Source organism: Alsobacter sp. R-9, assembly GCF_054612375.1.
Genome location: NZ_JBTSWJ010000002.1, coordinates 331,004 through 356,069, shown reverse-complemented (window position 1 = coordinate 356,069; position 25,066 = coordinate 331,004). Strand labels below are relative to the sequence as shown.

Annotated in this window: 23 protein-coding genes; 12 read left to right on the top strand and 11 right to left on the bottom strand. The window is 69.7% G+C overall.

Annotation, left to right across the window (positions count from 1 at the left end):
• Positions 1–5 precede the first annotated feature (5 nt).
• The 4 genes from ACX9GQ_RS04395 (at position 6) to ACX9GQ_RS04380 (ending at position 3,293) form a co-directional block, all read left to right on the top strand.
• A complete protein-coding gene (locus ACX9GQ_RS04395; RefSeq protein ID WP_459628319.1) occupies positions 6–1,031 on the top strand; it encodes a C-terminal binding protein in 1,026 nt (341 codons plus the stop codon).
• Positions 1,032–1,052: 21 nt separating this feature from the next.
• Positions 1,053–1,718 carry an amino acid ABC transporter permease gene (locus tag ACX9GQ_RS04390; RefSeq protein WP_459628318.1) on the top strand — a complete coding sequence of 222 codons (666 nt, stop codon included), beginning with the start codon at positions 1,053–1,055 and terminating at the stop codon, positions 1,716–1,718.
• The gene (locus ACX9GQ_RS04385; RefSeq protein ID WP_459628534.1) at positions 1,718–2,389 is read left to right on the top strand and encodes an amino acid ABC transporter permease; all 672 of its coding nucleotides are present in this window, start codon (positions 1,718–1,720) and stop codon (positions 2,387–2,389) included. Before ACX9GQ_RS04390 ends, ACX9GQ_RS04385 begins: the two co-directional genes overlap by 1 nt.
• Before the next feature lie 88 nt (positions 2,390–2,477).
• Entirely contained in the window at positions 2,478–3,293 is an 816-nt protein-coding gene (locus tag ACX9GQ_RS04380) for a transporter substrate-binding domain-containing protein (protein WP_459628317.1), read from the top strand.
• An 85-nt stretch (positions 3,294–3,378) separates the two neighbouring features.
• Here ACX9GQ_RS04380 and ACX9GQ_RS04375 read toward each other — a convergent pair whose 3' ends face one another.
• The 6 genes from ACX9GQ_RS04375 to ACX9GQ_RS04350 all read right to left on the bottom strand — a co-directional run bounded on the left by ACX9GQ_RS04375 (position 3,379) and on the right by ACX9GQ_RS04350 (position 7,908).
• Positions 3,379–3,822 carry a response regulator gene (locus ACX9GQ_RS04375; RefSeq protein WP_459628316.1) on the bottom strand — a complete coding sequence of 148 codons (444 nt, stop codon included), beginning with the start codon at positions 3,820–3,822 and terminating at the stop codon, positions 3,379–3,381.
• An 89-nt stretch (positions 3,823–3,911) separates the two neighbouring features.
• Positions 3,912–4,676, bottom strand: coding sequence for an ABC transporter ATP-binding protein (locus tag ACX9GQ_RS04370; RefSeq protein ID WP_459628315.1), 765 nt, complete (start codon positions 4,674–4,676; stop codon positions 3,912–3,914).
• A complete protein-coding gene (locus ACX9GQ_RS04365; protein ID WP_459628314.1) occupies positions 4,664–5,506 on the bottom strand; it encodes an ABC transporter permease in 843 nt (280 codons plus the stop codon). The genes ACX9GQ_RS04370 and ACX9GQ_RS04365 overlap by 13 nt, the downstream gene beginning before the upstream one ends.
• 12 nt (positions 5,507–5,518) lie before the next feature.
• On the bottom strand, positions 5,519–6,562 hold the full coding sequence (locus tag ACX9GQ_RS04360; RefSeq protein WP_459628313.1) for an ABC transporter substrate-binding protein: 1,044 nt from the start codon (positions 6,560–6,562) through the stop codon (positions 5,519–5,521).
• A gap of 215 nt (positions 6,563–6,777) precedes the next feature.
• The gene (locus tag ACX9GQ_RS04355; protein ID WP_459628312.1) at positions 6,778–7,272 is read right to left on the bottom strand and encodes a TspO/MBR family protein; all 495 of its coding nucleotides are present in this window, start codon (positions 7,270–7,272) and stop codon (positions 6,778–6,780) included.
• Between the two features lie 111 nt (positions 7,273–7,383).
• Positions 7,384–7,908, bottom strand: coding sequence for a DinB family protein (locus tag ACX9GQ_RS04350; protein WP_459628311.1), 525 nt, complete (start codon positions 7,906–7,908; stop codon positions 7,384–7,386).
• 104 nt (positions 7,909–8,012) lie between these two features.
• Between ACX9GQ_RS04350 and ndk the strand changes: the two genes are divergently transcribed.
• From ndk to ACX9GQ_RS04335, 3 genes are all read left to right on the top strand, one after another.
• Positions 8,013–8,435 carry a nucleoside-diphosphate kinase gene (gene ndk, locus ACX9GQ_RS04345; protein ID WP_459628310.1) on the top strand — a complete coding sequence of 141 codons (423 nt, stop codon included), beginning with the start codon at positions 8,013–8,015 and terminating at the stop codon, positions 8,433–8,435.
• 118 nt (positions 8,436–8,553) lie between these two features.
• Complete coding sequence (locus ACX9GQ_RS04340) at positions 8,554–10,647, top strand: molybdopterin-containing oxidoreductase family protein (RefSeq protein WP_459628309.1); 2,094 nt, start codon at positions 8,554–8,556, stop codon at positions 10,645–10,647.
• Between the two features lie 96 nt (positions 10,648–10,743).
• On the top strand, positions 10,744–11,094 hold the full coding sequence (locus tag ACX9GQ_RS04335; RefSeq protein ID WP_459628308.1) for a hypothetical protein: 351 nt from the start codon (positions 10,744–10,746) through the stop codon (positions 11,092–11,094).
• On the opposite strand, the gene ACX9GQ_RS04330 is transcribed toward ACX9GQ_RS04335, so the two are convergent.
• Positions 11,095–11,649 (bottom strand): hypothetical protein, encoded by a 555-nt coding sequence (locus tag ACX9GQ_RS04330; protein ID WP_459628307.1) that lies wholly within the window; start codon positions 11,647–11,649, stop codon positions 11,095–11,097.
• A gap of 140 nt (positions 11,650–11,789) precedes the next feature.
• Here ACX9GQ_RS04330 and xth point away from each other — a divergent pair, with 140 nt between their 5' ends.
• Positions 11,790–12,572: an exodeoxyribonuclease III gene (gene xth / locus ACX9GQ_RS04325; protein WP_459628306.1), complete on the top strand. Its 783-nt coding sequence runs from the start codon at positions 11,790–11,792 to the stop codon at positions 12,570–12,572.
• 24 nt (positions 12,573–12,596) lie between these two features.
• On the opposite strand, the gene ACX9GQ_RS04320 is transcribed toward xth, so the two are convergent.
• Complete coding sequence (locus tag ACX9GQ_RS04320; protein ID WP_459628305.1) at positions 12,597–13,442, bottom strand: tetratricopeptide repeat protein; 846 nt, start codon at positions 13,440–13,442, stop codon at positions 12,597–12,599.
• A gap of 542 nt (positions 13,443–13,984) precedes the next feature.
• On the opposite strand from ACX9GQ_RS04320, the gene recG reads away from it, so the two are divergent.
• Positions 13,985–16,087 carry an ATP-dependent DNA helicase RecG gene (recG, locus tag ACX9GQ_RS04315; protein ID WP_459628304.1) on the top strand — a complete coding sequence of 701 codons (2,103 nt, stop codon included), beginning with the start codon at positions 13,985–13,987 and terminating at the stop codon, positions 16,085–16,087.
• A 40-nt stretch (positions 16,088–16,127) separates the two neighbouring features.
• Here the strand turns inward: recG and ACX9GQ_RS04310 are convergent, their stop codons facing one another.
• The 3 genes from ACX9GQ_RS04310 to glmU all read right to left on the bottom strand — a co-directional run bounded on the left by ACX9GQ_RS04310 (position 16,128) and on the right by glmU (position 20,317).
• The gene (locus tag ACX9GQ_RS04310) at positions 16,128–16,877 is read right to left on the bottom strand and encodes a DUF502 domain-containing protein (RefSeq protein ID WP_459628303.1); all 750 of its coding nucleotides are present in this window, start codon (positions 16,875–16,877) and stop codon (positions 16,128–16,130) included.
• Between the two features lie 94 nt (positions 16,878–16,971).
• The gene (gene glmS / locus ACX9GQ_RS04305; protein WP_459628302.1) at positions 16,972–18,798 is read right to left on the bottom strand and encodes a glutamine--fructose-6-phosphate transaminase (isomerizing); all 1,827 of its coding nucleotides are present in this window, start codon (positions 18,796–18,798) and stop codon (positions 16,972–16,974) included.
• Between the two features lie 151 nt (positions 18,799–18,949).
• Positions 18,950–20,317 carry a bifunctional UDP-N-acetylglucosamine diphosphorylase/glucosamine-1-phosphate N-acetyltransferase GlmU gene (gene glmU, locus ACX9GQ_RS04300; protein ID WP_459628301.1) on the bottom strand — a complete coding sequence of 456 codons (1,368 nt, stop codon included), beginning with the start codon at positions 20,315–20,317 and terminating at the stop codon, positions 18,950–18,952.
• An 89-nt stretch (positions 20,318–20,406) separates the two neighbouring features.
• On the opposite strand from glmU, the gene ACX9GQ_RS04295 reads away from it, so the two are divergent.
• From ACX9GQ_RS04295 to mdoH, 3 genes are all read left to right on the top strand, one after another.
• Complete coding sequence (locus tag ACX9GQ_RS04295; protein ID WP_459628300.1) at positions 20,407–20,961, top strand: hypothetical protein; 555 nt, start codon at positions 20,407–20,409, stop codon at positions 20,959–20,961.
• Between the two features lie 337 nt (positions 20,962–21,298).
• Entirely contained in the window at positions 21,299–22,891 is a 1,593-nt protein-coding gene (locus tag ACX9GQ_RS04290; RefSeq protein ID WP_459628299.1) for an OpgD/OpgG family glucan biosynthesis protein, read from the top strand.
• Positions 22,867–25,044: a glucans biosynthesis glucosyltransferase MdoH gene (gene mdoH / locus ACX9GQ_RS04285; RefSeq protein WP_459628298.1), complete on the top strand. Its 2,178-nt coding sequence runs from the start codon at positions 22,867–22,869 to the stop codon at positions 25,042–25,044. Before ACX9GQ_RS04290 ends, mdoH begins: the two co-directional genes overlap by 25 nt.
• Positions 25,045–25,066 lie beyond the last annotated feature (22 nt).

The window sequence follows — 25,066 nt, the reverse complement described above, 5'->3', positions numbered from 1 at the left end:
GAGCCATGGACATCGTCCTCGTCCATCTCCCGCCGGACGCCGACGACGACCTCGAACGCCGCGTCGCGGCCGGGCGGGCGACGATCCACCGTCATGTCAGCGGCCCCGTGCCCGACGATCTGCGCGCGAAAGCCGACGCCCTCGTCGTCTATTCGGCCGGCAACACGCTCGGACACCCGCCGGAGGCCTTCCCCCGCTGCCGCATCGTGGTGCGGCTCGGTGTCGGCTACGACAACATCGACCTCGCCGCGTGGGGCGCCGCGGGCGTGCCGGTGTGCAACGTGCCCGACTACGGCACCTCGGAGGTCGCCGACCATGCGCTGGCGCTGGCGCTCGGCCTGCTGCGCGGCGTCGTGCACAACGACCGCCTCATCCGCGAGAACCCCGCCGAAGGCTGGCGCTACGCCGCCTCGCCGACCATCCGGCGCATCCGCGGCCTCACGTTCGGGATCGTCGGCATGGGCCGGATCGGCACCGCAGCAGCGGCGCGCGCCCGTGGCTTCGGCATGGAGATCGCGTTCTACGACCCCTACCTCTCCAGCGGCATGGAGATCGCGCTGGCTGCGCGACGCGTCGGCAGCCTGGAGGAACTCTTCGCTGCGAGCGACGTCGTCAGCCTCCACGCGCCGGCCTCGGACGCGACGCGCGGCATGATCGACGCCCGAATCCTCGCGCAGGCGAAGCCCGGTCTCGTCCTCGTCAACACCGCCCGCGGCGCTCTCGTCGACGTCGCTGCGCTCACGGATGCTCTGCGGCAGGGCCGCATCGCGGGCGCCGCGCTCGACGTGCTCCCGCAGGAGCCGCCGGACCCGGCGAGCCCGCTTCTCGCCGCATGGCGGGCACGGGAGCCGTGGATCGACGGGCGTCTCGTGCTGACACCCCATTCGGCCTTCTACAGTCCCTCGGCCCTCGACGACCTGCGCACCAAGGGTCTGGAGACCGCCCTCGCCCTCCTCGAACGGGGCGAGACGCGCAACTGCGTCAACGCCGACCAGCTCGGTGCGGCGCCGCCGCAACCGGCCACCGGCTGAGCGTGACGGCGGGGGCGCGCGGTGGGCTACACCTTCCAGTTCGGGCAGATCCTCGGCTACTGGCCCCAGTTCCTCCAGGGCGCCGTGCTGACCGTGAAGCTGTCCGCCTTCGCCATGGTGTTCGGGCTGGTCATCGGCATCGCGTGCGCCCTCGCCCGCAGCTACGGCTCGCGGCCGGTGGCATGGGCGGCAGCGGCCTATGTCGAGTTCATTCGCAACACGCCCTTCCTGATCCAGCTCTACTTCGTCTTCTTCGCGCTGCCCAACGCCGGCATTCGGCTCGACCCCAACACCGCGGCGCTGCTCGCGATGAGCATCAACCTCGGCGCCTACTCGACCGAAATCGTGCGGGCGGGCATCGAATCCGTCCCCGTCGGGCAGATCGAGGCGGGTCGGTCGCTCGGGCTCACCCGGCTGCAGATCATCCGGTTCATCGTGCTGCTGCCGGCCATCCGCGCCGTGTACCCGGCGCTGTGCAGCCAGTTCATCCTGACGCTGCTCGGCTCCTCCATCGTCTCCGCCATCGCGGCGGAGGAACTGACGGCCTTCGCCAACAGCCTGAACATGCAGACCTTCCGGTCCTTCGAGATCTATCTCGTGGTCACCGCGATCTACATCGCCATGGCCTTCGGCTTCCGGGCCATCTTCGCCGGCGTGCACCGCCTCGTGTTCGCGGACAGGGGCTGATCATGCTGCGCGAATTCAGCTCCAACGAGGTCTGGTTCCTCATCATGGCGGCGCGGTGGACGATCGTGCTGTCCGTCCTCGCCTTCGTCTTCGGCGGCCTCGTCGGGCTGCTCCTCGCCGTCGCCCGCATCGCGCCCTGGAAGCCGCTGCGGCTCGTCGTGTCGCTGTGGATCCAGATCGTCCAGGCCACGCCGATGCTGATGCTGCTCCTGCTGTTCTACTTCGGCGTGAACATGGTGGGATTGCGGATCGACGCGTGGACCGCCGCCGTCATCTCCTTCACCATCGGCACCAGCGCCTTCCTCGCCGAGATCTGGCGCGGCTGCATCCAGGCCATCCCGAAGGGCCAGTGGGAGGCGGCCAAGGCGCTCGCGCTGAACTTCAAGCTGACGCTCGCGCTCGTGGTGATCCCACAGGCGGTGCGCATGGCCCTGCCGCCGACCGTCGGCTACATGGTGCAGGTGGTGAAGGGCACCTCGCTCGCCGCCCTGATCGGCTTCACCGAGCTCGCCAAGGCGGGCCACCAGATGAACACCGTCACGTTCCAGCCCGTCGCCGTCTTCGGCACGGTCTCGCTCATCTACTTCTCGATCTGCTTCCCGCTCAGCATGCTGGCGCGGCATCTCGAGAAGAAGCTCCAGGTCGGCACCCTGCGCGTGCAGGCCCTCTGACCGACCGGCAACGAGACCCGGGCCGGAGGGGCGGCCCGGACAACCGGCGTCGCCGCCCTGCGCGGACCGCCTCACGGAGGAAACGACGATGCGCTTCTCACTCAGGCGACTTGCACTCACCCTCCTGCCCGCCATCGGCCTCGCCGCTGCGGGGCTCACCGCCGGGCTTTCCTCGGCCTCGGCGCAGACCCCCGACGAGATCATCAAGCGGGGCAAGGTGGTCATCGCCATCGACACCACCGTGCCGCCCTACGGCTCGCTCGACGCCAGCAACCAGCCGCAGGGCATCGACATCGACGTCGCCAACGCCATCGGCAAGCAGCTGAAGGTGCCGGTGGAGTTCGTCACGGTGAACTCGCCGGGCCGCATTCCGGCGCTGCTCTCCAACCGCGTCGACATGGTGATCGCGATCTTCTCGATCACGCCCGAGCGCGCCCTGCAGGTCTCGTTCTCGATCCCGTACGCCGGCCAGTCGGCGGTGCTGATCGCCCCGAAGTCGGTGAACATCAAGGGGCCGGACGACCTGAAGAACATGAAGGTCGGCGTCACCCGCGGCGCGCTGGAGGACGGAGCGCTCACCGCGCTCAACATCCCCGGCATCCAGATCCTTCGCTTCGACGACGGTCCCTCGACGGTGCAGGCCATGCTGTCGGGCCAGATCGACGCCATGGGTGGCGGCGACTACGGCGAGATCTACCTGCGCAAGGGCGCCAAGGGCGAGGAGTACGAGCAGAAGTTCCCGCTGCGCGCAGCGCACTTCGGCATCGGCATCCGCCGTGGCAATCCGGAATTGCTGCAGTGGCTCAACACCTTCGTCTACTCGATCAAGAACTCGGGCGAGCTCGACGCGATCTCCAAGAAGCACCGCAACGGCGCGCCGATGATGCCGCTGCCGGTGTTCTGATCCACGCGATCGCCAGCCGCAAAAACGGAAACGGCGGCCCGCGCCGCCGTTCACCTGCCTGGACAGACCAGGGAGCCGGCCCTTCTCAGGCGGAGGGCCGGTTCAGTTTTTCGCGCAGCTGCTGCGACGTGAAGGGCTTCACGATCACGCCCGTCGCCTTCAGCCGCTCGGCCGCGCGGATGTTGTTGATGTTGCGGCTGGCCGTCATCAGGATCACCGGCTGGTGCGTGTACTGCGGCGTGCTGCGGATTCCCTTGAGCAGCGTCAGGCCGTCGACCGGCGCCATCTCGATGTCGACGAGCATCACGTCCCACTTCCGCTCGTGCATGGCCTTGAAGGCATCCGGCCCGTTCGACGCCTCGCCGATCTCGGTGATGCCGATTTCCTTGAGTAGCTGGATCACGAAGGCCCGCATGCTGGCCTGGTCGTCGACCACGAGCACGGACCCGGCCTTCCGGGAGGTGGCCGCGCGGACATCGACGAAATGGTCGGTGCCGGTCACCTGGGAAAAGTATGGTTGCGCAGGCATGACGGGAAAACCCTGATTCAACCGGGGCATCCTGCGCCATTTCCACTTAACGAAGCTCTAGCTGGACCTTCTAAACCCCGGGTTGCGCCTCAGATCGCGGCACCGTCGATCAGCGCGTCGCCGCCGAGATGCTGCCGCACGGTCGCGACGAGGCCGGCGTTGTCGGCCCCGCGCCGGCGCGGCCGGGACGCCTCGATGCGATGGTCGGCGACGACGTGGCCCGGGCTTCCCGCCAGCACCACCACGCGGTCGGCGAGATAGGCCGCCTCCTCGATGTCGTGCGTGACGAACAGGATGGTGGTGCCCGTGACGGCCTGGATGCGGGTGAGTTCGTCCTGCAGCGTCTCACGGGTGATGGCGTCGAGCGCGGAGAAGGGCTCGTCCATCAGCAGCACCTCCGGCTCCACCGCGAGCGCGCGCGCCAACGACACGCGCTGCCGCTGCCCGCCGGAGAGCTGGTGGGGCCAGCGCCCGGCGAGATCGGCGAGGCCGACGATGGCGAGCGCCCTCAGCGCGCGTTCGCGCCGCTCGGCCCGGGACAGCCCGCGTCCCTCGAGCCCGAAGGACACATTGTCGGCGACACGGCGCCACGGCAGCAGGCGCGCATCCTGGAAGACGAGCGCCAGCGGCTGGCGTTCCTTCGAACGGGTGCCGAGGGCGACCGTGCCGGCGCTGGCCTTCGCAAGGCCCATCAGCACGCGCAGCAGGGTCGACTTGCCCACGCCGGAGGCGCCGACGACGGCAACGAAGCTGCCCCGCTCGACGACGAGGTCGAGCCCTTCCAGAACTTGCGTGCGCTGGCCATCGCGCTCGAAGGCGAGCGACAGGCCGCGGATGTCGATCACGCCTTCCATCGGACGAGCCAGTTCTGGAGGGCGACGAAGGCGCTGTCGAGCAGGCCGTAGAGCGCCGCCATGGTGAGCATGTAGACGACGACGAGTTCCGTCGCGAGGAGGCTGGAGGCCTGGATCATCCGCTGGCCGAGCCCCGGAACGCCGAAGATCTCGGCGGCGACGACAGCCATCCACGCCTGTCCGAGTGCGGTGCGCAGCCCGACGAGGATCCCCGGAAGCGCGGCCGGGAGGAGGATCTTCAAGAGCCGCTCGAGCGGGCTGCGGAAGCCGAAGGCGTCCGCGACCTCGATCAGGTCGCGATCGACGCCGCGGATGGCCCCGTTCGTGGCGAAGAACACGATCCAGAAGACGCCTATGGCGATGATGAACACCGCCGCCGAGGGACTGACGCCAAACCAGATGATGGCAAAAGGAACCCATGCGAGACCCGGTATCGGCCGCAGGATGCGCACGATCCACGAGGTGGCCTCCTCCACCGGGCGGAACATGCCCGTGACGATGCCGAGCCCGACCCCGAGCAGCGTGCCGACGCCGAGCCCCAGCGCGTAATGGGTCAGGCTGACGACAACCGAGGAGCCCCAGACGCCGGAGCGCAACTCCTGCATGAACGCGGCCGGGACCGCGCTCGGGCCCGGCAGCATCATCGGGTTCACGAAGCCGAGCCGCGGCACCGCCTCCCACGCCGCGAGGAACAGCGCGAGACCAGCCGCCGCGAGCGCCAGCGGACGGACGGCAGCCGAGAGCCGGGAGGGAGCCCACCCGGGGCGCGTTACCTCCGGTACGGCGCCGGGCAGGGATGCCCCTGCGACGGGAACGCCCGTCTCGGCCATGGCCCGACGCCCTCAGTTCGTGCCGGTGGCCCTGAGGAAGAAGCTCGCATCGAACAGGGCGTCGAGCGGCACCTCCTCCTTCAGGCTGCCGAGCTTGACCTGGTAGGCCTGCATGGCCTTGGAGGGCTCCACGATCACCCGGGGATCGGCAACGAAGCGGGAGGCGGGCGACTTGAGGGCCGCAGCGATGGTCTCGACATCCACGATGCCCTTCGCCAGCGCCTGCGCCACCTGCGGCGCCACGCTGTCCGGCGCCTTGCGCAGCACGTCGACGGCGCGGACGGTGACGTCGACGAGGGTCTGGACGGCGTCGCGCTGGCGGCCGAGGAACGCGCCGGATACGGCGACGACGGTGCCGGGCTGCCCCGGGAAGAGCTCGTCGCCACCCGCCAGCAGCTTCACCTGGGGGTTGCGCTTCTGGATGATGGTGAGCGCCGGCTCGCGCACGATCGCGCCTTCGACCGCATCGGCGAGCATCGCCTGCTGCGTCGCGTCGATGCCCATCGGTACGACCTCGACGTCCGCCTTGTCGGCTTTGGCCTGCTCCCAGAGCCAGTACTGCAGGGTCGTGTTGGGAACGGACCCCGGTGGCTGCGTCGCAAGGCGCGCCGCCTTGCCCGTCTCGGCCCGGTAGGCCTTGAAGGCCTGCGCCGGCGGCACGCGGAGCTGGAAGTGCTTCGTCAGCCGCGGCGAGCCCACGAAGACGTTCTCGCCCACCGCTGTGCTGGCCACCACCCTGACGTCGACGCCGCGCGAGCGGGCCACGCCCAGCGGCGCCACCCCGGCGACATAGAGGTCGATCGTGCCCGAGGCGAGCGCCTGGATCATGTTCGGGCCGGATTCGAAGGTGGTGAAGGTGAGGTCGAGGCCCCTCTCCTTCGTCCAGCCGAGACCGTCGGCGACGAAGACGGGGGCCGCGCCGACGATCGGGATCACCCCGACACGGACCGGCACCCGCGCCGACTGCGCGACCGCGCCGCTCCGCAAGGCGGGGGCCGCAAGGGCCACGAGGCCGCCGGCGAGAACGGCGCGGCGATGAAGGTGCGGGAGGGACATGCGGCTGATCCTCGTTGGAACGGGACGAGCGGCCGGAGGCCACCGGACACCGCCCGGCAAGGGCGGGTCAGCCGCAGATAGATTGTTGTTCTCCCGGGCACAATCCGCTGGAAAACAAAAAGAAAATCGGTCTAGGCCAACCCGTGCGGAGAGAAATTCGTTCTCCTTCGGCGTGGCACGGGAGATGGCGTTTCCCCCTCACCGCCGGTCACCCGTCACTCCCCGGCGACGGGAACCGGGCGGTCGCGGTTCAGCGACCACATCGAGAAGTTGAGGGCCGCGGCGAACGTCACCCATGCGAGGTAGGGCACCATCATCAGCGCCGCACCGGTGTGGATCGGCCAGAACGCGATGATCGTGGCCAGGATCGAGGCCCACAGGAACAGCACCTCGACGAAGGCCCAGCCCATGCGCTTGAGGCCGAAGAAGATGCCGGACCACGCCGCGTTGAGCACAAGCTGCACGCCCCACAGCGTGAGCGCCGTCGAGGCGGCCGCGAAGCTGCCGGCCTGCTTCCACACGAGCCAGCCCGCCACCGCGATCATGGCGTAAAGCACCATCCAGGCCGGCCCGAACAGCCAGTTCGGGGGATGCCAACTGGGCTTGGCCAGGCTGCGGTGCCAGGCGCCGGGCGGAAAGATCGCCCCGCTCATCGCCGCCACGAAGCACAGTCCGATGAAGACCCACAGGCCGAGATAGTCGCCGTCCACCGTTGTCTCCCGTCCATCCACCGCATGGAGACGGCCCGGAGGCCGCCGTGGTTCCATCCGCCAAGCTAAGTCGCGACGCCGTGAAGTCGAGAGGCGCCCCTCGACAGGCGTTCACGCGACCTGACGCATGCCTCCGAGCCCCACCTCGCGCAGATAGTAGAGCAGGTCGAGTTCCGGCGCCGCGCCCGCGAGCCCGGTCAGCAAGGCATGCACCTGCCCGCGATGGTGCGTCTGGTGGTTGAAGAAGTGGTCGAGGGCCGGCGCGAGGTCCTGCTCCCACTCGACGTTGGTCGTCACCGCACGGTAGCGGAAGCGGCCCGCGAGGTCCGCGTCCGTCAACCCGTCAACCCACCCGACGATGCGCGCGTCCTCGGCTTCCCGCGCCGCCGTCAGCGAAGCAAGGTCATCGTGCAGGATCGTGTCGAGCGGTCCCGGCGGCGTCCCCTCCCCCGTGAATCGCAGCATCCAGATCCGGTCCGCGACGAGGATGTGGTTCAGTGTTCCGTGCACCGAGCGGAAGAAGGCGCCCCGGTCGGCGCGGTAGTCCGCGTCGGACAGCCGCGCGGCGGCGGCATAAAGGCGGGCATTCGCCCACTGGTTGTAGCGCGCGAACGTCCTGTAGCGGTCGTTGACCATGGGCCGGGCCTCCTGTCGCAGTACGGGCGCGCCGCCTTGTGGCCGCCCCTTGCCTTGGCTATAAGCCGCGCACCTCAGATCGACAGTGCAAGGGAAAAAGACCGATGGCGGTTCAGCGCACCTTCTCCATCATCAAGCCGGACGCGACGGCCCGCAACCTGACCGGCGCCATCAACCAGGTGATCGAGAACGCCGGCCTGCGCATCGTGGCGCAGAAGCGCATCCACATGACGCGCGCCCAGGCCGAGACGTTCTACGCGGTCCACAAGGAGCGCCCCTTCTTCGGCGAGCTCGTCGACTTCATGATCTCGGCGCCGGTCGTGGTGCAGGTGCTCGAGGGCGAGAACGCGATCGCCCGCTACCGCGAGGTCATGGGCGCCACCAATCCGGCGAATGCCGCCGACGGCACCATCCGCAAGCTCTTCGCCAAGTCGGTGGGCGAGAACTCCGTCCATGGCTCGGACGCTCCCGAGACAGCCGCGATCGAGATCGCGCAGTTCTTCTCGGGCAACGAGATCGTCGGCTGACAAGGCCCGACGCGCTTGACACGGGGCGGCTTTGGCCGCCCCTTTTCGTTTGGGGAGGGGCCGGAGGATCGGCATTCGTCGCCCGGCGTCCCTCCGCAACCTGCCAGCAGGATCGCCGATGAACGCCCCAGCCCCCGTCGTCCGCCGTCCGTCGGTGTGTCCGCACGACTGCCCGTCCGCCTGCGCACTCGAGGTGGAGGTCGTCGGCGGCTCGCGGATCGGCAGGCTCTACGGCTCGGAGACGCAGACCTACACGGCCGGCGTCATCTGCGCGAAGGTCGCCCGCTACGCCGAGCGCGTCCATCATCCAGATCGCCTGCTCCACCCGATGCGCCGCGTCGGCCCGAAGGGGTCCGGCCAGTTCGAGCGGATCGGCTGGGACGAGGCGCTGGACCGGGTCGCCGAAGGCTTCCTCGCCGCCGAGCGGGACTTCGGCAGCCAGTCGGTCTGGCCCTACTACTACGCCGGCACGATGGGCCTCGTGATGCGCGACGGCATCAACCGCCTCACGCACGCAAAGCGCTACTCGCGCTTCTTCTCTTCCATCTGCATCAACACGGCATGGCCGGGCTTCATCGCCGGCACCGGCCGCCTCGCCGGGCCCGACCCGCGCGAGATGGCCAGGGCCGACTGCGTCGTCATCTGGGGCACGAATGCCGTGGCGACGCAGGTCAACGTGATGACCCACGCCACCCGCGCCCGCAAGGAACGCGGCGCGAAGATCGTCGTGGTCGACATCTACGAGAACGCCACGGTGAAGCAGGCCGACCTCGGCCTCGTGCTGAAGCCGGGGACGGACGGCGCGCTGGCCTGCGCGGTGATGCACGTCCTCTTCCGCGAGAACCTCGCCGACCGCGACTTCCTCGCACGCTGGACCGACTGCCCGCAGGAGCTCGAGGAGCACCTGCGCGCGCGCACGCCGGAGTGGGCTTCGGCGATCACCGGGCTGCCGGTGGCGGACATCGAGGCGTTCGCGCGGCTGGTCGGCACGACGAAGCGGACGTTCTTCCGCCTCGGCTACGGCTTCTCACGCCAGCGCAACGGCGCGGCAAACATGCACGCGGCTTCCTGCATCGCCGCGGTCACCGGGGCGTGGCAATACGAGGGCGGCGGCGCCTTCCACAACAACGGCGCGATCTATCACTTCAGGAAGAGCCTGATCGAGGGGCTCGACGTGGTCGACCAGACGACACGCCGCCTCGACCAGTCCAAGGTCGGCCGTATCCTCACCGGCGACCGGGAGGCGCTTTTCGACGGCCCGCCCGTGAAGGCCATGCTGATCCAGAGCACGAACCCAGCCTCCGTCGCGCCGGAGCAGGGCCTCGTGAAGGCGGGCTTTGCCCGCGAGGACCTGTTCACGGTCGTCCACGAGCAGTTCATGACCGAGACGGCCCGGCTCGCGGACATCGTGCTGCCGGCGACCATGTTCATGGAACACGACGACCTCTATTACGGCGGCGGCCACCAGTACATCGGCTTCGGCGGCAAGCTGGTCGACCCGCCGGGCGAATGCCGCTCCAACCACGAGGTCATCTGCGGCATCGCATCCCGGGTCGGGGCCGAGCACGAGGGCTTCTCTATGGAGCCCCGCGCCATCATCGACTGGACGCTGCAGCATTCCGGATGGGGCACGCTGGCCGAACTGGAGGAGAAGAAGTTCCTCGACTGCCAGCCCTCCTTCGCGCAGGCGCACTACGTCGAGGGCTTCGCCTGGCCGGATCGCAAGTTCCGCTTCCGTCCGGACTGGCCGAAGGTGCCCTTCGCCAACAACGGCCCGATGGGCCCGATCGCACAGATGCCATCCCTGCCGGACCACTGGGCCGTGATCGAGGACGCGACGCCCGAGTACCCGTTCCGGCTCGCCACGAGCCCGGCCCGCAACTTCCTGAACTCCACCTTCAACGAGACGAAGACGTCGCGGGAGCGGGAGGGGCGACCGACCGTCTTCATCCACCCGGCCGACGCCGCGGACCTCGGCATCGCCGACGGCGACCGCGTGGTGCTGGAGAACGAGCGCGGCGCCGTGACGCTCTGGGCCCAGCACTTCGCGGGCGTGCGCCGCGGGGTGCTGATCGCCGAATCGATCTGGCCGGACGACGCCTATCCCGACGGCAAGGGCATCAACCACCTGACGGGGGCCGATTCGCCGGCTCCCTTCGGCGGCGCGGCATTCCACGACAACCGCGCGCGGGTGCGAAAGGCCGCCGGCTGAGCCATTGCCGTGGCGCACGGCGCGCGGGCTTGACCTCGCGCGCCCGGCGGACGAAACCAACTGCCGTCCTGGCTGTCCGAATCGGGGAAGACCGTGATGCGCGCCGTCCTGCCTGCCGCCCTTGCCCTCCTCCTCGCAACGGGGGCCGCGTTCGCCGGTGCGTCGTCGTCCAACTTCCCGCCGCAGCCCGATCCCGACACCAAGTCGATGACCCGGCCCCAGGCCAAGCAGTACGTCGCCGAGGGCTGCTCGAGGCAGTGGGCCAAGACCAGCGGGCTTCCGGCGGGCGAACTCGCCAACGCCTGCTCCTGCTACGCCAACCGCACCGTCGACCGGCTGAGCAAGGCCGAGTTCGCGTTCTTCCAGGAGAAGAGCTACTTCGACGACACCGGCCGCGAGAAGGCGCTCAAGGCCGTCGACCAGTGCAAGCTCCCGCGCCCGCTCTGATCAGCGCCGCGTCCACACCGTCAGATCGATCGCCGCCGCAGCATCGATGCTGACCGGCGGTGTCGCAGCGAGACCATGCGCTCCCAGCAGCGCCTCGGCTCCCGTTCCACGCTCGACTGCTGCGAAGACCCCCCGCCCTCCCGGAACCGTCACGCCGCGCGCACGGGTGAGGTGGAAGGCGTCGTAGCCGATCCCCAGGAACAGGTCGAAGACGCCCTGCCCTCCCGGTACCGCGACCTCTCCGCCGGCGGGAACCACTTCGGCGATGGCGGAGGCGAAGGCCACCTTCTGCGGGTTCCACCACCAGCCGTCCGGACGCCGCTCCAGACCCGCGACGCCGGTCGAGACGACCATGCGCAAGCGGTTGCGCCCGTTGGGATGGGCCTCGTGGCCGAGCCGGCCAAGCACCGTCACCGCCGCCGCGTCCAGCGCGGCCTGGAAGCGCTGCCAATCGGCCTCGTTCTTCAGCGAATCGGGCATCCGACCCTGCGCATCGGCGATGCGGTCATCGGCGGACACGATGGCGTAGCCCACGACGGGCCAGCGGCTGGGCATTCCCGGTTTCTCCCTCACCAGCGGCGTGGACAGCGGCGGACGCAGGCGCGGCTCCCGACGTGTCCGCCTCCCGCCACCGCCTTGTTCCCTTCCGGATGCGGCATGGTCTAGTGTCCGACCCGTTCGACCCGGAGTGCCTCATGCGCATCGCCACCTGGAACGTCAACTCCGTCAAGCAGCGGATCGGCCACCTGACGGACTGGCTCAAGGAGGCGCAGCCGGACATCGTCTGCCTGCAGGAACTCAAGTGCGTCGACGACGCCTTCCCGGCCGCGGACATCGAGGCGCTGGGCTACAACGTCGCCGTGCATGGCCAAAAGACCTTCAACGGCGTGGCGATCCTCTCCCGCCGCCCGTTCGACGAGGTGACCCGGCGGCTGCCCGGCGACGACGGGGACGAGCAGGCCCGCTACGTCGAAGCGGTCATCTCCACCGACGGGGGCGTGGTCCGCGTGGCCTCGATCTACCTGCCGAACGGGAACCCTCCCGAAACGGAGAAGTACACCTACAAGCTCGCGTGGATGGACCGTCTCATCCGTCACGTGCAGGGCCTGCTCGCGCTGGAGGAGCCTCTCGTCCTCGCGGGCGACTACAACGTCATCCCGACGCCGCGCGACGTGCACGATCCCGCCGCCTGGGCCGGCGATGCCTTGTTCCTGCCCCGCACCCGCGCGAAATTCGTCGAGTTCGCGGCGCTGGGGCTCACCGACGCGTTCCGCGCCTGCGACAGCCGCGATGGCCAGTACACGTTCTGGGATTACCAGGCCGGCGCGTGGCCGCGGAACAACGGCATCCGGATCGACCACCTGATGCTCTCGCCCGAAGCTGCTGACCGGCTCGTGTCCTGCCGGATCGACAAGCATGTCCGCGGCTGGGAGAAGCCGTCGGACCACGTGCCGGTGATCGCGGACCTGAAGCTCTGAAGGATCGCGGGTGCAGGCCGGCGCTCAGGGGCGCCGGCGCATCTGCTGCTCGAGCATCGCCAGCGCCGCCGTGCGGTCGCTCTCGGTCGCCTGAGCCGTCGCCTTGCCGTGCAGCTCGAGGATCCAGGCGTCCCGCTTGGTGTCGGCGCCGTCGCGGGCCAGCATCAGCCACATCAGGCCCCGCGGCTTCTGCTTGCTGCTGTCGCCGAAGAACAGGAGGTTGCCGAGCACGGCCTGCGCCTGCACGTGGCCCTTCTCGGCGGCGAGGTTGAGCCAGCGAACCGCCTTGCGCGGCTCCTTGGGCCCGCCGACCCCGTCGAGCTGCAGCATCGCGAGATTGTACTGCGCGTTGGGGTCCCGGTAAATCGTCGCGGCGTAATCGAATAGCTCGCGCGCCCGGAACGGGTTCGGCTTCACGTAGCTGTTCGGGATGCCCTGGACCAGATAGGAGCCGAGCGCCACGTAGGCCATCGAGACGGCGCCCGCGTTGGGGGAGTCCTCAGCCTCGTCGGCAAACTGGTCGTAGATCGTCTTGTAGTGCTCGAAGGCCTTCACGTCGTCCTGCGGGACGCCCTCGCCCTCGGCATACATCTGACCGAGCTTGAGCGCGGCAGCGACGTTGCCCTGACCCGCCGCGTACTCCAGCGCGCGGACAGCCCCGGCTGGGTTGCCGGCATTGAGGTTCTTGACGCCGCTCTGGAGCGCGTCCTTGGCCGACTTGAACGAGTCCGCCGGGAGGGGAGCCGCGGGCTGAGCCTGCAGCTTCGCATCCAGGGCCGATGCCGGCGCGGACAGGGCCAGCGCGGCCGCGCAGGCGAGAGAAGCGGCCCAGGCGGGGCGGCCGAGAAACGAAGCGAGACGGGAAGCCATGCTGCGAACCGCGACAACGGCCGGCCGGGCGGGCCGGACAGGATGATCCATGGAGACGTCGTAGAAGCCGATTGCGCCGAGGAGATTGAGCGGCGAGGACGTTTTCAGGTCGCTTTTGCGGCAAAGTCGACGGTCGGGCGCCACAATGCGCAAAGCCGGCGCTTCGCCGTCCGTCCGCGCGCCGCCCTGGACGTCATGCCTTTGCATCGCCTCACCCGCCACGTCGCCGTCCGCCTTCTGCGCCGTACCACGCCGCATTCCGACCGCAAGGAGTTCCACCCGACACAGCCGTCTCGCGCATCACGTCAACCATGGATTGGTTAACGCCCTGCGAACCAAGAAACCGTGCGATTTCAGGATCTTGCAGATGATGCGACGCTGCGCCCGGTTTGTGGCGGGATCGCGGCATCGGGCAGGCGGCGGAGGCGCCCCGCGGCGATTGCCCCTGCTTGTTGCAGTCACGCCACAGCCGCGTCGAGGCGCGCCGCCCGTTTCGACGCGGTAGAGTAAGCGGCCCGGAACCCACGACGAATCGAACCGGCATGCGTCCGTCCGTCCTCAACCCGCTTTTCGCCAGCGTCACGGCCCTCCCGGGCATCGGGCCGAAGCTGGCGCCGCTGTTCGACAGGCTCCTCGGCGAGCCGGGTCGCCCCGCCCGGGTTCTCGACGTCCTGTTCCACCTCCCGCACGCCGTGATCGACCGCAGCACGCGCCCCCGCATCGCCGACGCACCTCTGGACGCGATGGTCACGCTCGAGGTGCACGTGGAGGCCCACAAGGCGTCGCCGCCGGGCCGCTCGCGCGCGCCCTACCGTGTCCTCGTATCGGACGACACCGGCGACGTGACGCTCGTGTTCTTCAACGCCCACGCCCAGCGGATGCAGAAGCTGCTGCCGGTGGGCGAGACGCGCTGGGTGTCCGGCCGGATCGAACTGTGGGACGGTCGGCGGCAGATGGTCCACCCAGACCGCGTCCTCGACGCCGCCGGCCTCGCCCGGCTCCCGCCCTACGAGCCGGTCTACGGAGCCACCGAAGGGCTCTACCCCAGCGTGCTCGCCCGCGCCGGCACCGCGGCGCTCGAGCGCCTGCCCGACCTGCCCGAGTGGGGCGATCCGGCGCTGCTGGCGTCACGCGGCTGGCCTGGCTTCGCCGAGGCTCTGCAGGCGCTCCACCGGCCGGCCCGCGAGAGCGACGTGGCGCCGTCGTCCCTGCCCCGGCAACGGCTCGCCTACGACGAATTGCTCGCCAGCCAGCTGGCACTGCTTCTCGTGCGCCAGTCGATGAAGCGGGCCGCCGGGCGGCCGCTCGTCGGCGACGGTCGCATCACGGAGCGGATCGTTTCCGCCCTGCCCTATTCGCTGACCCAGGCCCAGCGCTCCGCGGTCGAGGACATCCGGAAGGACCTGTCCGCGCCGGAACGCATGCTCCGGCTGCTGCAGGGCGACGTCGGTGCCGGAAAGACGATCGTCGGGCTGCTGGCCATGGCTACCGCGGTCGAGGCAGGCGCGCAGGCGGCAATGATGGCCCCGACGGAGATTCTCGCCCGCCAGCACTACGAGCGCCTGCGCCCCATGGCGGAAGGCGCGGGCCTTCGCCTCGGCCTGCTGACGGGGCGCGACAAGGGCAGCACCCGCGCCGCCACGCTCGCCCGCCTCGCCGAGGGCACCCTCGACATCGTCGTCGGCACCCACGCTCTCTTCCAGGAGGAGGTGCAGTTCAGGGACCTCGGCCTTGCCGTCGTCGACGAGCAGCACCGCTTCGGTGTCCACCAGCGCCTTGCCTTGTCCCGCAAGGGCGCTGCCGTGGACGTCCTCGTGATGACGGCCACGCCGATCCCGCGGACGCTCGTGCTCTCCTATTTCGGCGACATGGACGTCTCGGTCCTGCGCGACAAGCCGGCCGGTCGCCAGCCCATCGACACGCGGGCCGTGTCGATCGACCGGCTCGACGAGGTGGTCGGCGCGGTCGGGCGCGCCCTCGCCTCCGGCGCGAGGGTCTACTGGGTCTGCCCACTGGTGGAAGAGTCCGAGGAACTCGACGTCGCTGCCGCAAACGAACGCTTCGACACCCTGCGGCAGGTCTTCGGCGAACGTGTCGGCCTCGTGCACGGCAAGATGCCGGGCCGTGACAAGGACGCCGCCATGGCCGCCTTCGCCCGCGGCGAGACGGCCATCCTCGTCGCCACCACGGTCATCGAGGTCGGGGTCGACGTGCCCGAGGCGACGGTCATGGTCATCGAGCACGCGGAGCGCTTCGGTCTCGCCCAGCTCCACCAGCTGCGCGGCCGCGTGGGACGCGGCTCCGGCCGCTCGACATGTCTCCTGCTCTACAAGCCCGGCCTGGGGGAAACCGCCCGTGCGCGGATCGAGACGCTCCGACGCACGGAGGACGGGTTTGAGATTGCGGAAGAGGACCTGCGGTTGCGTGGCGAGGGCGACGTCCTGGGCACCCGGCAGTCCGGCATGCCCGGGTTCCGCCTGGCCGTGCCCGAGGTGCAGGGCGAACTGCTGTCCGCCGCGCGCAACGACGCGAAGCTCGTCCTGGCGCGCGACCCCTCGCTGGCGAGCCCGCGCGGCCAGGCGCTGCGCACGCTGCTCTATCTGTTCGAGCGGGACGAGGCCATCCGACTGCTGCAGGCAGGCTAGCGCACGCTGCGCGTCCGGGGACCGCAGCAGGCCCGGCCGCTCACGCGGCGGAGCGCGCCTCGGCGGCCAGTGCGGCGAGCTTCTTCTGCCCCTCGGGCTGGATGAGGCCGGCCGACATGATGAGCTTGGCGCCCTCGTCGACGCTGATCGTCAGCTCGATCACCTCGCGGCGGGGCAGGTAGAAGAAGAAGCCGGTCGTCGGGTTCGGCGTGCAGGGCAGGAAGACGGCGACGTGCTCGTCCGGTCCCGGCAGGCGCTCGGACATCTCGCCCTGCGGCGGGGTCGACATGAAGACGATCGACCACATGCCCTTCGCCGGGAACTGCACCAGCCCGACCGTCCGGAACGACGTGCCCGACTGCGAGAACACGGTCTCGAAGATCTGCTTCACGCTCTTGTAGAGCCCGCGCACCACCGGCATCCGCCCCAGCAGCGTCTCGCCGAAATCGACGAGAGAGCGCCCGACCAGGTTGGCCGTCAGGAAGCCGAGCAGGGTGAGCCCGACCAGCGCGACGATCAGGCCGAAGCCGGGGATCGACATCTGCAGGTAGGTCTCGGGCAGGTAGCGGGCCGGGATGAGCGGCTTCACCCACCCGTCGATGAGGTTGATGAACCACCAGGTCACGGACGCCGTCACCGCGAGCGGCCCGGCGACGACGATCCCGGTTAGGAAATAGGCGCGCAGCCGGTGCCCCGGCGAGCGGCGGACCGTCGGCGGCACGGCGAAAGCCGGGTTCGGCATCCCGCCGCCCGGTCCCTGCTCGCCCGTCTCCTGTCCTGGACCGCTCATGACCCCCCGTCCCCCCGCGCAACGAGAAGATGGCTCTCCCTCCGTCGCATGCAAGGCGCATGCTACGGCGCGGGGGCTCTTCCGTCGCTGATGATTATTCGACGGTGACGGATTTGGCGAGGTTGCGCGGCTGGTCGACGTCTTTCCCCAGCACGACCGAGGTGTGGTAGGCGATCAGCTGGATCGGGACGGCGTAGACGATGGGCGCGAAGTGGTGCCCCATCGCCGGGAGTTCGATCGGCTCCACGTCGGCGATGCCGGTCTCCGCGAGCCCCTTGGCATCCGACAGCAGGATGATGCGCCCGCCCCGCGCGGCCACCTCCTGCATGTTCGAGACCGTCTTCTCGAAGACCGGGTCGTGCGGGGCGATGACGATCACGGGCATCGTCTCGTCGATGAGCGCGATGGGGCCGTGCTTGAGCTCGCCCGCCGCATAGGCTTCCGCGTGGATGTAGCTGATTTCCTTGAGCTTCAGTGCACCTTCGAGCGCCATGGGATAGCTCGTCCCGCGCCCGAGGTAGAGCACGTCCGACACCTTGGAGAGTTCCCGGCTGACGTGCTCGACGCCGCTTTCGCGCTTCAGCGCCTCGGCCATGAGCCCCGGCACCGCCATGAGCTCGGAGACGAGCGCCTTCGCTTCCAGCGCGTCCAGCGTGCCGCGCGCCAGCCCCGCCGCGATGGCGAGGCACGCCAGCACCGTCAGCTGGCAGGTGAACGCCTTGGTCGAGGCCACGCCGATCTCCGGCCCGGCCAGCGTCGGCGCGACCACGTCGCTCTCGCGCGCGATCGAGGAGGTCGGGACGTTGACGACGGAGAGGATGTGCTGGCCGCACTCCCGCGCGTAGCGCAGGCCGGCCAGCGTGTCGGCCGTCTCGCCTGACTGGGAAATGAAGATCGCAAGCCCGCGCTCGGGCATCGGCGCCTCGCGGTAGCGGAACTCGGAGGCGATATCGATGTCGACCGGCAGCCGCGCGAAACGCTCGAACCAGTACTTGCCGACGAGGCCGGCGATGTAGGCGGTGCCACAGGCCGAGACCGTGACGCGGTCGAGGGCCTTCCAGTCGAACGGCGGCTCGAACGGCAGCCGCACGCTGCCCGATGCCATGTCGAGGTAGTGGGCGAGCGTCCGCCCGACGACCTCCGGCTGTTCGTGAATCTCCTTCGCCATGAAGTGGCGGTGGTTGCCCTTGTCGATCGTGAAGGCGCCCGCCGCCGACTTCTGCCGCTTGCGCTCGACGAGCCGCCCCGACGCATCGTGGAACACGGCGCCGCCGCGGGTCAGCTCGGCCCAGTCGCCATCCTCGAGGTAGGTGATCGTGTCCGTGAACGGCGCCAGCGCCAGCGCGTCCGACCCGAGGAACATCTCGCCGTCGCCCCAGCCCACGGCGAGCGGCGCCCCCTGCCGGGCGCCGATGATCAGGTTCTCCTCGCCGTCGAACAGGAAGGCGAGCGCGAAGGCACCGCGCAGCTGTGCGAGGGTGTTCGCCACGGCCTTGGCCGGCTCGTTGGTCTTGCGCAGTTCGTACGTCGCCAGCTGGGCGACGACCTCCGTGTCGGTCTCGGACTCGAAGTGGATGCCCTCGGATTCCAGCCGGTCCCTGAGCTCGCGGAAGTTCTCGATGATGCCGTTGTGGACGACGGCCAGCCGGTCGGTCGCGTGGGGATGGGCGTTGCGCTCGGTGGCGCGGCCGTGGGTGGCCCAGCGCGTGTGCCCGATGCCGACGGTCCCCTGCATAGGGTCCTCGCGCAGCCGTGCCTCCAGGTTTCGCAGCTTGCCCTCGGCCCGCCGACGCGCCAGCCGCCCGCCCTCCAGCGTCGCGACGCCGGCGCTGTCGTAACCGCGATACTCGAGCCGCTTCAGGGCATCCACGATGGAGGATGCGACGGGGGAGGTTCCGAGTATTCCGACGATACCGCACATGGGGCCGACGTTCTCCTTGCAGAGCCGCGCTGAACAGCGAGCCAAGAGCTAGGCCATCGCCGGCCCCGCGCCAAATCAAGTGTTGTGACGGTCGGTTAAATTTCGATCCGCCCCGGGCGGCGAGACACGTCGCGCCGCCTGCCCGCTCCGTTCAGCGCGGCTTCGACTTCTCCTTCGACTTCCGATCGCGGAAAGCCTTCGCCCAGCCTTCGCGGACCATCTGGCGGCCGCGGGCGACGGCGAGCGCATCCGCCGGCACGTCCGTCGTGACGACCGAGCCCGAGCCGACATAGGCCCCGTCCCCGATGGTCACGGGCGCGACGAGCGAAGAGTTGGAGCCGATGAAGGCGCCCTCCCCGATCACCGTGCGGTACTTGCCGTAGCCATCGTAGTTGCAGGTGATGGTGCCCGCCCCCAGGTTGGCGCCGCTGCCGACGGTAGCGTCGCCCACGTAGGTGAGGTGGCTCACCTTGGCGCCCGCGCCGACATCGGCGTTCTTGATCTCGACGAAGTTGCCGACCTTGGCCGCCGGGCCGAGCTTTGCACCCGGCCGCAGCCGGGCGAAGGGGCCGACCGATGCGCCGGCCGCGACGCTGGCGCCCTCGAGGTGGCTGAAGGCGTGGATCGTGGCAGGACCCTCCACCGTCACGCCGGGGCCGAAGACCACGTGCGGTTCGACGATGACGTCCGGCGACAGGCGGGTGTCGGCGCTCAGGAACACGGTCGCGGGAGCCACCAGCGTCGCCCCGGCCCGCATCGCCTGCTCCCGCAGACGGCCCTGAAGGATGGCCTCGGCCTGCGCGAGCTGGACGCGGTCGTTGATGCCCATCACCTCGTCCTCGGGAGCCACGAGCGCCGTGGTGCGAAGGCCCCGCTGGCGCGCCACCGCGACCGCGTCGGTGAGGTAGAATTCGCGCGCCGCATTGTCGTTTCCGATCGCCGACAGGATGTCGAGCGCCGCGCGCCCATCAAGGGCCATCAGGCCCGCGTTGCAGAGGCGGATCTGCCGCTCCGCCGGCGTGGCGTCCTTGTGCTCGCGGATGGCGAGCAGGCTGTCGCCGTCCATCACGAAGCGGCCGTAGCCGGTCGGGTCGGCGGCCTCGAAGCCCAGCGCGACGACGGCCGAGCCGCCCCTCACCGCCTCGCGCATCCGCGCCAGCGTCTCCGGGCGAACGAGCGGCGTATCGCCGAACACGATGACGATCTCGTCCCAGCCGTCGGAGATGGCTTCCCGCGCCGCCAGCACCGCGTGGGCCGTGCCGAGCCGCTGTTCCTGAACCGCCACGAGCGAGCCCGGAACGACCCGCCGCGCCTCTGCCGCCACATCCTCGCGGCCGGGCCCGACCACGGTGACCACTGCCGTTGCCCCGGCACGGCCGACCGAATCGAGCACGTGGGCCACGATGGGTCGGTTGCCGATGGCGTGAAGCACCTTGGGCACGGCGGACTTCATCCGCGTGCCTTCTCCGGCGGCCAGGACCACGGCCAGACAGCGGCCGCCCGTCGAGATGTCCGTCATGATGAACGTCGTCCCCGGCTTGGTTGCAGTTCGTTAACCATGCGCGCGTTCCAATGCGTCAGGCATCCGCGTCATAAACGGCTCGAGCGATGACGTCGACATTCCAGCGCCTGGAACCGTCTTTCGATCCGCCGCGCCCCGCGCCCGTGGCATCGCCGGAGACGGTCGAACGCCTCCCCGCCCTCTGGCCGTGGCTCGCGGCGGCAGTGGCGTCCGTCGCCCTTGCCGTTCCCACCGTCGTCTCCGGGGCCCTGCGCCAGCAACCGGAACCGCCGCCCGCGGTGAAGGCCCCGCTCGCAGATCCCGTCACCACGGGCTCCATCCTCTCGCCGACGCGCGGCATGCCCATGCCCGACCCCGTTCTGAGGCTCTTCGGCGTCCGGCTTGCGGGCGGGGAGAGCGCCGACCTTCTCTGGGCCCACTGGGGCGAAGTGCGCGAGCGGTTTCCCGGGGTCCTCGACGGCCTCGGCATCACCGTACGCCCCGCGACCGCCGGCACAGCCGACAAGCCGCGCTTCGAGCTGATCGCCGGTCGCTACCGCAATGCCGCCGAAGCCGCCGCGCTGTGCGGGCGGCTGAGGGCGCACGAGATCGTCTGCGCCGTCCGCGAGCTCGAACAGGTGCCTTCCGGACCGCCTTCGTGACCCATGCGCGCAAAGCGTGCGTCATCTGCAGCCCTACACCCCCGTCCAAGCCGCAATCCCTCTGTTATTGCCCGAAAAATGTGCTAGTTGCTTCATGGGGTTCCGGCGCGAGCGTGGCGGTGTGCGGGGTGGGTCGTCACGGCCGGCCCGGCGAGGCGGTGCAACCGCGCGTCCGAATCGATCCCCCGGCGAAACGAAGTGGTGCTCCCCGCATTGGGGCAGGCCGACGCGAGGGCGTCTGTGGTGATGGCCACCGGGAGCCCCGCAGATGGCGTGACCGGGTGCCGGCGGGTCGCCGTTCATCCCGAGTTCAGCGTTGAAAGCGCGTAACGCGTCCATGGCCGACCTTGCCGCATCGCCCTCTCCGCCCGACGCCCGGCTGGGCATCGACAGGCGGAGCTTTCTGGCCGGCGGCGCGTCCGCCGCGGTCGCCCTCGCCGCGGCCGGTCCCGCCGCGGCTCAGTCCTTCGCGCAGACCGCGATCCAGAGTGCGCTGGGCGAAGGCACTTCGTTCACCCCGGGAACGGTGGTGGAACTGGCCCGCCTGCTGTCCAAGAAGGCCTACAACGCCCCGGCCACCGACTTGCCGGACCCCTTCAACGGCCTGAACTACGAGCAGTACATCGGCATCCGGGCTCTTCCCGCAACCGTGCTGTGGCAGCAGGAAGGCCGCGGCTTCACGGTCGAGCCGCTGCACCGCGGCTACGCCTTCCAGAGCGCTGTGTCGCTCTTCGTCGTCGAGGACGGCACCGTCCGGCGCGTCAGCTACGACCGCAACAAGTTCGAATACGGGCGCCTCAACGTGCCCGCCACCCTTCCGGACATCGGCTTCTCCGGCTTCCGCGTGTTCGGCGATGCGCAGGGCGGGCGCCAGCGCGAAGTCGCGATCTTCCAGGGCGCGACCTTCTTCCGGTCGTCTGCCCGCGGGCAGAACCTCGGCGTCATGGCCCGTGGCCTGACGCTGAAGGCCGGCGACCCGAAGGGCGAGGAGTTCCCGCAGTTCCGCGCCTACTGGATCGAGCAGCCGTCCGCGCGGTCGGACGCGCTGGTGATTCACGCGCTTCTCGACAGCGAGAGCGTGGTCGGCGCCTACCGCTTCATGCTGCGCACCGGGGACGTGTCGATCATCGACACGGAAGTGACGTTGTTCCCGCGCGCCAACGTCGAGAACTACGGCATCGCCGGCATGACCTCGACCTACCTGTTCGGCACCAACGACCGCCGCAACATCGACGACGTCCGGCCGGCGGTCCACGAGAGCTCGGGGCTGCAGATCCACAACGGCAACGGCGAGTGGATCTGGCGCCCCCTCTCCAACCCGGAGACACTGCAGATCTCCGCCTTCGTCGATCCCTCGCCCAAGGGCTTCGGGCTACTGCAGCGCGAACGCGACTACGCGAGCTTTCTCGACGACGATCAGAACTTCGAGCGCCGGCCGAGCCTGTGGATCGAGCCCATCGGCGACTGGGCCCCCGGCCTGGTCCAGCTGATCGAGATTCCGACCGACAGCGAGATCAACGACAACGTGCTCGCCTACTGGCGTCCCCGGCAGCCCCTGGTGGCGGGCGGCGAAACCTTCTTTGCCTACCGCCAGTTCTGGTGCTGGCAGCCGCCGGAGCGGCCGAGCCTCGCGCAGGTGACGCAGACCCGGGTGGGCCGCGGCCGCAACGCGGCACAACGCCGTTTCGTGGTCGACTTCTCCGGGGAGGGCCTGCGCTCGACCCAGACCACGACGGAGCTGCGTCCGACGCTCTCCGCCGCGCCGGGGCAGATCGTCAACGTCCGGATGTGGCCTTATCCTGAACGAAAACTCGTCAGGATTGGATTCGATCTGGATGTCGGCAGCGAAACGCTGAGTGAGTTGCGCCTCGTGCTCGAGGCGGGTGGGAAGCCGGTGAGCGAGACATGGCTGTATCGTTGGACGCCATAGAGGGCGGCAAGTCGGCCTTGCCTGCCGACGGGGCGTCCCTGCCGGCGCTTCCGCCCGAGCATCCGCTGGCGATGCCGGTGCAGTCGCTCAAGTCGTTTCCCGCCTCGCAGCGGCGAAAGCCCGTGCGGCCGCGCCGGGCGCCGTGGCTGGCCCGGATCCTCGTCTTCCTCGGAGCCCTCGCGCTGACGGCGTGGGGCACGTTCGAGATGTACAAGGTCGTGTCGGTCTCCAACGTCACGATCCTGCAGTGGGCCCTCGTCGCCCTGTTCTCGATCAATTTCTCCTGGATCGCCCTCGCCTTCACGAGCGCGGTGGTCGGCTTCCTCGTGCTGCTGCGCCGGCCGCGCGGCACGCCGCTGCCCACCCGGCTCGACGCCCGGACCGCCGTGGTCACGCCGGTCTACAACGAGGCGACGGCCCGCGTGTTCGCCTCGCTGCAGGCGATGATCGAGGACATCGAGCGCACGGGGCTGCTCGCATCCTTCGATTTCTTCATCCTGTCGGATTCCACCCAGCCCGACGCATGGGTCGCCGAGGAGCGGGCCTTCCTCGCGCTGCGCGAGCGCATGCCGCAGGCGCGCATCTACTACCGCCACCGCAAGCGGAACATCGGTCGCAAGGCTGGCAACATCGAGGACTTCGTCACCCGCTGGGGCGGGGCCTACGACCACATGCTGGTCCTCGACGCCGACAGCCTGATGACCGGCTCCTGCATCGTGCGCCTCGCTGCCGCGATGGAGTCCGATCCGGACGCGGGGATCATCCAGTCGCTGCCGCTGATCATCAACCGCAACACGCTGTTCGCGCGTCTCCAGCAGTTCGCCGCCAAGATCTACGGGCCGGTCATCGCCACCGGCCTCGCCGTGTGGTCCGGTCGCGAGGGCAACTACTGGGGGCACAACGCCATCATCCGCACCCGGGCCTTCGCTGCCCACTGCGGGATGCCGACCCTGTCCGGCAAGCCCCCGTTCGGCGGCCACATCCTCAGCCACGACTTCGTCGAGGCCGCCCTCATCCGCCGCGCCGGATGGACCGTCTACATGCTGCCCGATCTCGACGGCAGCTACGAGGAAAGCCCGCCCTCGCTGATCGACCTCGCCACCCGTGACCGCCGCTGGTGCCAGGGCAACCTGCAGCATTCGCGCGTCATCGGCGCCGCCGGGCTGACATGGCCCACCCGCCAGCACTTCGCCACGGGGATCATGGGCTACCTCGCCTCCCCGCTCTGGCTGGCGCAGCTGGTGGTCGGCATCGTGCTGGTGCTGCAGACGCGCTACGTGCGGCCCGAGTACTTCACGCGGGACTTCTCGCTGTTCCCCACCTGGCCCCGCTTCGACGCCGAGCGTGCGCTGCAGCTCTTCCTGATCACCATGGCGATCCTCCTCGCCCCAAAGGTGTTCGGCCTTCTGCTCGCGCTGCTGCGCCGATCGCTGCGCCAGGGGTCGGGTGGCTCGCTGCGGCTCGTGGTGTCCGCCGTCATCGAGATCATCATGTCGGCCCTGCTCGCGCCGATCCTCATGCTGATCCAGTCGGGTGCGGTGTTCCAGATCATCGCGGGGCGGGACACGGGCTGGAACCCGCAGCGCCGTGACGATGGGTCGATCCCCTTCCGCGACATCGTGCGGCGCCACCGCCTGCACACGGCCTTCGGGCTGTTCGCGGGTGTCTCCGCCTTCATGATCGCTCCGTCGCTGTTCGGCTGGATGTCGCCCACCATCGTGGGCCTCGTGCTGGCGATCCCGATCTCGGCCGCGTCTGGCCAGCTGTCGCTCGGCCTCGCGCTGAAGCGCGCCGGCCTGCTTATGACGCCCGAGGAGACGACGCCGCCGCCGATCGCGCTGCGCGCCAACGCGCTGATGAAGGACCTGTCGCAATCCGGCTTCGACGACGCGAACGCCCTCATCGCCATCCATGCCGATCCCGTGCTGCGTGCCCGCCACGAGGCGATGCTGCCGCCGCCCGACCGCCCGAAGCGCGGCGAGATCGACCGGGACCGCGTCGTCGCCGAGGCGAAGGTCCGCGAGGCGGAGTCGATCGAGGAACTCGTCGGCTGGCTGCACGGCAAGGAGGTCGCCGTCGTGCTGCACGACCGCGTCCTCCTGGGCCTCGCCGCCGGCCTTCCCCGCCGCGACGCTGCCCTCGCGGCGGAGTAGCCGCGCCGCCCGCAGCCGACGC